Source organism: Mycobacterium neumannii (genome assembly GCF_002245615.1).
Classification (GTDB): domain Bacteria; phylum Actinomycetota; class Actinomycetes; order Mycobacteriales; family Mycobacteriaceae; genus Mycobacterium; species Mycobacterium neumannii_A.
In genome coordinates, this window is the sequence record NZ_NKCO01000043.1 from 1 (window position 1) to 9,825 (window position 9,825).

A 9,825-nucleotide genomic window follows, 5' to 3' on the forward strand; every position below is an offset into this window, starting at 1 on the left:
CATGCTCACCACCATCAAGCACATCCACCGACGACAACCGCCCACCCGAATCAGCAGTCATCGCCACCAACACCCGCTCCAACCGACCAATCAACCCACCCACACTGCCCGCATCAAACACATCGGTTCGGTACTCCACCGCTCCCGAAATCCCCGCGGGCTCACCGTCTTTCGTCCACTGTTCGGCCAACGAGAAGGTAAGGTCCATGCGTGCGGTCTGGGTGTCGGCGGGCAGCGGCGACACCTGTACATCACCGAATGGCAGTTCGGCAGATGAATCGGTGACATGCCGTGCGAAGTTCTGCCAGGCCAGCATCACCTGTACCAGCGGGTGGTGAGTCAACGATCGTGCCGGGTTGAGTCGCTCGACCAGAACCTCGAACGGCACATCTTGATGTTCATACGCCGCCAGGCTGCGTTGCCTCACCTGCCCCAACAACTCGGCAACCGTCGGGTCACCGGCGACATCGACCCGCAGTATCAGCGTGTTGACGAAGAATCCGACGAGACCATCGAGCGCGGGATCGCGCCGCCCGGCGATCGGAAAGCCGACCGCCACATCATTGCTGGCGCTCAGCTTCGACAGCAGTACCGCCAGGGCGGCCTGCACGACCATGAAACTGGTCGCATTGTGCGCCCGGGCCACTTCACGCACCTTCTGCTGCAACTCGACCGGCCAGTGCAAAGTGACCCACGCTCCCCGGTAGTCCGCTACCGGCGGATACGGGCGATCGGTCGGCAGGTGCAATCGCTCGGGCATTCCGGCCAGCGCCTGTTCCCAGTAGGCAACCTGCGCGGCGATACGGCTTTCTGGGTCGTCGACATCGCCCAATTGCTCTCGCTGCCACAGCGTGTAGTCGACATACTGCACCGGCAGCGGCTCCCATTGCGGGGCCTGTCCGACGCATCGCGCAGCGTACGCAACCGCCAGATCACTGACGAGCGGTTCGATCGATACGCCGTCGGCGGCGATATGGTGCACGGCGGCCGCCAGAACGAACTCTTCGTCGGCCAGGCGGAAAAGCTTTGCCCGCAACGGAATCTCGGTCGCCAAGTCGAACGGGCGACGCACCTCGGTGCTGACGGCCTCAGCGAGGCGGGCCTCGGGCCATCCCGCGGCATCGACCACTTCCCAACTGAGGTCGACGTCGTCGACCGGCACGATGAGTTGCTGCGGCGTTCCCTCGGGTGCGACGAACAGTGTGCGCAGGCTCTCGTGGCGGCTAACCACATCGGCCAGGGCCTGACCCAAGGCCCGCAGGTCGAGCCGGCCACGAATGCCGAAGGCCACCGCGATGTTGTAGATCGCGGACGGACCCTGCAACTGGTCGATGAACCACAACCGCTGTTGGGCGAACGACAACGGCACGGCTGCGGGCCGCTCCATCGGCTGCAGCGGCTCCAGCCCGCCACCGTCCACACCGACCCGGGACGCCAATTGGGCGACGGTCGGCTCCTCGAAGAAGGTGGGAACCGCGAGACCCGCCGCCAGAGACTTGTTGGCCATCGCGATGACTCGCATTGCCAAGATACTGTCCCCACCCAGCTCGAAGAACGAGTCGTCGACGCCGACGCGTTCCACGCCGAGCACCTGGGCGAAGATGCCGGCCAAGATCTCTTCGGTCGGAGAGTTGGGCGCGCGATACCGATCGACATCGGCGTACTCCGGCGCCGGCAGGGCGCGCCTGTCGAGTTTGCCGTTGGCCGTCAACGGCAGAGCATCCATCAACACCACCGACGAGGGAACCATGTAGCCCGGCAGGCGTTCCCCCAACGCGTCGCGGAGTTCCGACGGATCCGCGGTTCCGGTCACGTACCCCACCAACCGCTTGTCGCCAGGCTGGTCCTCGCGCGCGATCACCGCCGCCTGTTCGATCCCGGGATAACTGGCCAACGCCGCCTGTACCTCACCGAGTTCGATTCGGTAACCGCGGATCTTGACCTGCTCGTCAGCGCGGCCCAGGTGCTCCAGCTGGCCGTCAGCGCCCCAACGCACCAGATCGCCGGTGCGATACATACGTTCCCCGACCCCGCCGAACGGGCACGCTACGAACCGCGAGGCGGTCAGGCCCGCCCGTCGCACATAACCGCACCCGAGACGGCCGGCGACATACAACTCGCCGACTATGCCCGCCGGCACCGGGCGTAACCACTGATCCAGAACAAAGAACGCGGCGCCGGGGACCGGAGTACCGATCGGCACCACATCCGACCCCTCGACCAGCGGGTCGCTGATCGCTGCGAACATCGACGTCTCCGTCGGGCCGCAGACATTGATCATCACCCGTCCGGGCGCCCACCGATCGGCCAGCTCGGTTGGGCACGGCTCGCCGCCCATGATCAGCAACTGCACCGACTCCAACCCGTGGGGCGGCAAAACTGCCAGAGCAGAAGGAGTTTGGCTGACCACGGTGACGTGTTCAGAGATCAACAGCGCATGGAAATCCTCGGCCGAACGAACCACCTCGTCGGGCACCACGACCAGCCGTGCCCCGTGCAGCAACGCCCCGAAAATCTCCTGGACCGAGACGTCGAAGCCCAGGGAGTGCCACTGCGACCAAACGCCGGTCACCGGCAGATGATCAGGCAATGCCCCCAACATCTGAGTGACCGCGTGATGTGCAACCGCCACTCCCTTGGGCACACCGGTCGTACCCGACGTGTAGATGATGTAGGCCAAATCGTCGTGCGATGGACCGGGCAGGGCCTCGGTCGGCTGATCCGCGATGCGTGGGTCGTCGATGTCGATGACCGGCAATGCCCCGCCCAGCCGCTCGGCCAACCCCGCCGTGCTGACCGCTACCACTGGCGCAGCATCGGAGAGCATGAACCCGATACGCGCATCAGGATGCATCGGATCTATCGCCAGATATGCCGCACCAGCCTTGAGCACGGCCAGGATCACCACGACCGCCTGCGCCGACCGCGGCAACAGCAGGGCCACGCACTCGCCCGGACCCACACCTTGGGCAGCCAGCAGGTGAGCCAACCGGTTAGCGGCCTCATCCAGCTCGCGATATGTCCAGGCTTGCTGGGCGTCGTTCAGCGCCACCGCCTCTGGAGCGCGGGCGACCTGCGCGGCGAACATCGCCGGAATCGACATCGGCGAATCTGCAGACTCACTCAACACCGTCCGGTGACCGAGCTCATCCAGCCGGGCGTGCTCGGTGGCGTCGAGGCAATCCACCGACGACAGACGCCGCTTCGGGTCGACTGCCATGGCTGCCAATACCCGTTCGAACCGCCCTACCAACGCCTCGACACTGGTCGCGTCGAACACATCGGTGTCATATTCGACGCGAAGACCCAACTCGCGACCGGGGCGCGCCGCGACCGTCAACCGGTAATGGTTGTACTCGTAGGCCCTGATTTCGGGGATCGTCATTTCGTGATCGCCCGACAGCGCCTCGGTGTCAATCGGATAGTTCTCGTAGAGGAAAAGGGTGTCGAACAACTGATCGTGCCCTGAGGCACGGTGGATTTCATTCAACGGTAGGTGCTGATGCTCGACGGTTCGATTGTGCGCGCTCTGCATCTGGTCGAGAATGTCGGCCGTCGTGGTGGCCGCTGTGATTGTCGCGCGCACCGGCACGGTGTTTATCAACATGCCGACCATCAGTTCCGCGCCGGGCACCTCAGCCGGCCGGCCCGACACCGCCATCCCGAATGCGACGTCACTCTGACCGGTCAACTGACACAACACTTGAGCAAATGCGCTCTGCAACACGACGTTCACGGTGGTGTGGTGTGCACGCGCCAGGTCGCCCAGCACCCGCGTGGTCTGTTCCGAAATCAGGTGCGAAGCCACACCTCGCCGCCCCAGGCCCGCACCGCCGGGCGGACCGACGAGTGTCGGCGTCTCGAACCCGGCGAACAATGAGGCCCACGACATCTGCGCGGCAGCCCGATCCTGAGCGGCCAGCCAGCTGACAAAGCTGCGGTAAGAGGCTGGTTCTGGGAGGCGCCGACCGTAGTAAGTGGCAATGATCTCCTGCAGTAGAACAGGACGCGACCAGCCGTCCATCACGATGTGGTGATTGGTCAGCACGAAGCGGTGTCGATCCGGCGCGATCCGGATCAACGCCGCGCGGAACGCCGGCGGATTAGCGAAATCGCAAACGGCGGAACGCTCGTCGGCGCACACCTTCTGAACCTCATCCTCGGCATCTACGGCTTCTACGTTCAGCTCGACGTACCGCCAAGGCGCTGTTGGTTCGGCCGGGATCACCTGCACCGGCTCGTCGAATTGTGCACAGAAGCGGGCCGCCAAATGTGGATGCCGGCCGACAACCGTCTGCACCGCGTCACGTAACCGGTCCGGATCCAGAGGCCCGGCCACGGTCACATCGAGTTGCACCGCGTACACATCGTCGCTACTGCCCGCGGCACTGCTTGTGTAGAACAACAAACCCTGCTGAAGGGGGGTCAACGGCAGCACGTCGGCGACGTTGTCTTTTCGGCACAACTCGTCCAGCTGTTGTTGAGTCAATCGGGTCGGCGCCAGATCCGACGGCGTCAAACCGCCGCCGCCGGCGCGAACATGTGCGCAGATACCTTTCAGAGCCTCGAACCACATCCGGCTGAGCTTGCGTACCTGTGACCGATCGACTGCCGACCGCGCCCACCTCCAGTTGGCATGCAGCTGCGGACCGGTGTCGGTGTCGGCGGTACCGGCGTTGAGCTCGACGGTGTGCGACAGCTGCACAGGGATGGCGGCGGCTGCGCCGGCAAGCGACAAGCCCTCGGGACTGATCCGCCACAAGTCCTCGGAAAGCTCGGCGCCAGCCGCGCCCAGCCGCCCGAGATAGTTGAACCCGATCGCTGGATCCTGTTCCGGCAGTTCGACTTCGGAATTCAGATAGCGCAAAAGTCCGTAGGTCATAGGTTCGGGCAACGCCCGCAGTTGCTCTTTGGCTTCCTTGATCACCGCCCCCAGCGCAGGCTCACCCGTGACCACCTGAGCCCAGTTCAGCCCACCGACGGCCAACGAAACCGGGTATTTGGTGGTGAACCAGCCCACCGTGCGTGTCAGGTCGACGTCGACGGCCAGTTCCTCGTGACGACCATGGCCCTCGACGTCAATGGCGACGGGAGCGTTGCCGGTGCTCAAGAACTCCGCGCACGCCAATCCGAACGCGATCAGCAGAATGTCTTGTACGCCGGCATGGAACGCCGCCGGGACCTCACCCGTCAGCATCCGGGTCGTATGGCTGTCGAGCTCAACCGATAGGAATCCGGCCGTGTTGAACGTGTCCTCAGCCGGCTGCACTTCCGGCAGTGCAGGCCTGGTCGCCGCAATACGTCGCCACGCATCTGCGTGCTGCACGACCTCGCTGGAGTACGCGTATTCGGCCAGCAGCGATGACCACCTGGCGAACGACGTTCCGGGCGCCGGCAACAGCACGGGTTGCCCGCTGTGATGCTGGGCCCAAGCGATGTTCAGATCCTCCAACAGGATTCGCCAGGAGACGCCGTCAACGGCGAGATGGTGAATGATCATCACCAGCTGGCTCGTGGAGGTCACCCACAGCGCGCTGAGCATCACGCCGGACGCCGGGTTCAGCCGCGACCGCGCCGCCACCAGCGCATCATCGGAGAGCATATCCACTGTGAGAAGGCACTCACCGACGTCGATCGTCAACGCCTCCGGCACCTCGAGCGACCAATCGCCGGCGTCGTCATCACGAACGTGCAGGCGCAACATGGCATGCCGATCCAGCAATGCCTGCAACACCGCCACCACGCCGGCCTCGGTCACCTCGCTAGGAGCTTGCAGCACCATCGTCTGGTTGAACTGCTCGACCGGGCCTTCCATGCCATGCAGCCAATGCATGATCGGAGTTGGCACAACGGGCCCGGTGCCTGGATCCTCTGGCCCCTCGTCACCGTCGGACAGCCTCGCAACCCGGGCAAGCTTGGCCACTGTCTGTTCCACGAAGACATCCGGCGGCCGACACAGCACACCAGCTGCCCTGGCACGGGCCACCACTTGCATCGACAGGATGCTGTCGCCGCCGAGCTCGAAGAACGAGTCGTCGACCCCGACTCGCTCCAACCCCAACACTTGTGCGTAGATCGTGGCGAGGATCTCCTCGGTCGGGGTTGCGGGCGCACGGTAACGATCGGCGGCCTGATACTCCGGCGCGGGAAGAGCCCGCTTGTCGAGTTTGCCGTTCGGGGTGAGCGGCAACGCGTCGATCAGCACGATCGCAGAGGGAACCATGTAGGCCGGTAACCGCTCGGACAGCGCCGCGCGGGCCGTGGCCGGGTCCGCGGTTCCGGTGAAGTAGCCCACCAGGCGCTTGTCGCCTGTGCGATCTTCGCGAGCGATCACCACCGCCTGATCCACGCCTTCGCAGGCGGCCAACGCGGCCTGTACCTCGCCCAGTTCGATGCGGAACCCGCGAATTTTGACCTGCTCATCGGCGCGGCCGAGATATTGCAGCTGCCCACCAGGACCCCAGCGCACCAGGTCGCCGGTGCGATACATCCGCCCTCCAGGAGACCCGAACGGACAGGCGATGAATCGTGTTGCCGTCAACCCGGCCCTTAGCCAATACCCAACTGCCACACCGCTACCGGCGATGTACAACTCGCCGACCACACCGGGCGACACCCGGCGTAATCCTGCATCGAGCACGAACAGCGCCGTCCCCACCACCGGAGACCCGATCGGCACGGCATCCTCGCCGGCCTGCAACGGCGCACTCATCGCCGCATACACCGTGGCCTCTGTCGGCCCGTAGGCGTCGATCATCTTCCGTCCAGGTGCCCACCGATCCACCAACTCGATCGGACAAGCCTCACCGGCCACCATCAACACCGTGGACTCGAGGCCTTCCGCCGACAACATCCCGGCCGCGGATGGGGTATGACATAAGACGCTGACCTGCTCAGCAAGCAGCAGAGTGTGGAGGTCGTCGGGCGAGGCCGCCACATCTTCCGGCACCACAACCAACCGTCCACCGGTCAACAGGGCTCCGAATACCTCCCACACAGAAACGTCGAACGACAACGAATGCCACTGCGACCACACCCGCCGGTTCTCCGGCGGCAGCGCGACATCCACCGATGCCATTAGTCGGGTCACGTTGCGATGGGCGACTGCAACGCCTTTCGGCACGCCAGTAGTGCCCGATGTGTAGATGAGGTAGGCGATGTCATCGGCCGCAGGTCCCGGGAGGGCGGTGTTGGGCTGTAATGTCACGGCGGCGTCTTCGACGTGGATGACCAGCAGATCGCCGCTGTCGAGCCGGTCTGCTGCACCAGTACTCGTGACGGCAGCGACCGGCGCGGCATCGGCAATCATGAAGGAGATCCGTGCCTCCGGCAGCACCGGGTCGATCGGCACATATGCCGCCCCGGTCTTGAGAACCGCCAATATTGCGATAATCGCCTCCGCGGAGCGCGAAAACAGCAGCGCTACACGTTGTCCCGGGCATGCCCCGACTTCGGCCAGACGATGCGCCAGCCGGTTGGTGGACTCATCGAGCGCCCGGTACGACCACTTCCGCTGGCCGTCGCTGAGCGCAACCGCCTCAGGCGTGCGAATCACCTGCTGGGCGAACATCATCGGAATCGAAACGGCTGTGGTCAGCGGCGCCGTCAGCGCAGACCGGTTACCCCACTCATCGAGTTGATCATGCTCGTCGTCGTCGACGAGATCGATGGCCAGTAACCGCCTCGTGGTATCGGCGGTCATGACTGCTGACCCGAATCGGCGGTCATCGCCATCAAAACCCGCTTGAAGCGCTTGACGAGGGCGGCGATGCGGGCGGTATCGAACACGTCGGTGTCGAATTCAATCCGCAGCTCAAGTTCGCGGCCGGGAGCGGCTTGCACCGAAAGTGGGTAGTGGTTGTATTCGCGCGGAGTGATCTCGGTGATGGCCAACTCGTTGACTCCTGACGATTCGACGTTGTCGATCGGGTAGTTCTCGTAGATGAAGAGGGTGTCGAACAATTGGTCATGTCCAGTGACACGGTGGATTTCGCTCAACCCGACGTACTGGTGATCCAATGTGTCGTTATACGTGTCACGAAGCTGATCGAGGAGCTCCGCGACAGTGGTTGCCGGGGTTATGTATGCCCGAACCGGAACCGTGTTGATCAACAGGCCCACAATCGATTCCGCATCAGCCACCTCCGCCGGTCGTCCCGCGACGGCGGTTCCGAAGGCGACGTCGTATTGACCGGTCAACCACACGAGCAGCTGGACCCACACGGCCTGCAGAACGATGTTGACGGTGGTGTGGCGGGAGCGGGCCAGTTCTCCGAGTGCACGCGTCGTCTCCTCAGAAACCCGGAACGATTCGACGCCTCGCCGTCCCATGCCCGCCCGTTCCGGCGGACCCACCAGAGTGGGGTTTTCGAATCCCGCGAATGCCTTGCGCCAAACATCCTGTGCGGCAACGCGGTCCCGAGCGGCCAGCCACTCGACAATGCTCCGGTATGAAGCGGGTGCGGACAACCGCTGCCCGTAGTAACTCGCGATGATCTCCCGCAGCAGTATCGAGGTGGACCAGCCGTCCAGCAGGATGTGGTGATTGGTCAGCAGGAACCGATGCTCATCCTTCGCGGTCCGGATCAGCGCCGCGCGGAATGCCGTCTGGCCTGCGAGGTCACACACGGCCGCGCGCTCGGAGGCGGCCGTTTCCTGAATCTGCGCACCAACGTCCAGGTCACCGACGGTCAGGTCGACGTATCGCCACGGCACCGCGGGGTCTGCTGGGATGATCTGGACCGGCTCGTCGAACCAATCACAGAATTGTGCCGCCAGGTTCGGGTGCCGATGGACAACCGTGCGCACGGCATCGCGCAGTCGGTCGGCATCCAGAGCGCCGGTGATCGTGATATCGAGTTGGACCGCGTACACATCGTCGCCGTGACCCTGTGCGGTGCTGGTATGGAACAGCAGTCCCTGCTGTAGCGGCGTCAGCGGCAGCACGTCAGCGACGCGGTGCTCGTGCTGCAGTTCATCCAGCTGCTTCTGAGTGAGCCGCGCAGGCCTGATATCCGAAGGGGTCAGGCCGCCGCCGCCGGATCGGACGTGCGCGCAGATGCCCACCAAAGCTTCGAACCACAACCGGCTCAACGTGTCCACTTGCTCGTGCGCGAATGCTGACTGCGCCCACCGCCAGTTGGCGTGGAGCTTCGGGCCCGCTTCGGAGTCTGCGGTGACGGCGTTGAGCTCCAGGGTGTGCGCAAGCGGCAAGGGCAGTGCCGCAGCGGCACCGGTCCGTGCCAGCCCTTCCTCGCTGACCCGCCACAGATCACCTGACAGGTCGGCGGCCGCCGCGCCCAGCCGGCCCAGATAGTTGAACCCGATCATCGGGTCCGACCCGCTTACGTCGACATCGGAATTGAGATACCGCAGCAGGCCGTAGGTCAGACCATCCGGCAATCCGCGCAGCTGTTCCTTGGCATCTTTGATCACCGTTCCCAGCGCGGCCTCGCCGGCCGCGACCTGACCCCAATCGAGCCCGCCGACCGTCAAGGACACCGGATAGAGGGTGGTGAACCAGCCGACCGTGCGCGACAGATCCACATCGCCTGCCAGTTCCTCGTGACGTCCGTGACCCTCGACATCGATACCGATCGGCATACGGCCGGAGTCGAGGAACTCCGCACATGCGATGGCGAAGGCGATCAAGAGAATGTCGTTGACTCCGGTGTGGAATGCCGCCGGCACCTCACTCAGGTCAAGTCCAGGGACGTGGTGTACGACGTCGTCGGGTGATTCTTCGAGGTGATGGTTCAGGCGGTCAGTGCCGCCGGCGTGGCCTCCTGTTCGCTCGGGGTGTCGTTGACGGCACGTGATTTGCTC

Annotated in this window: 2 protein-coding genes; both read right to left on the reverse strand. The window is 64.4% G+C overall.

The genetic code is table 11. The annotated features are described in order from the left end of the window. The coding region (locus tag CEX88_RS25495) for a non-ribosomal peptide synthetase (RefSeq protein WP_141209858.1) at positions 1-7,702 on the reverse strand (7,702 nt) is incomplete at its 3' end. Continuing rightward, the coding region (locus CEX88_RS25500; protein ID WP_238382208.1) for a condensation domain-containing protein at positions 7,699-9,825 on the reverse strand (2,127 nt) is incomplete at its 5' end. The genes CEX88_RS25500 and CEX88_RS25495, both read right to left, overlap by 4 nt.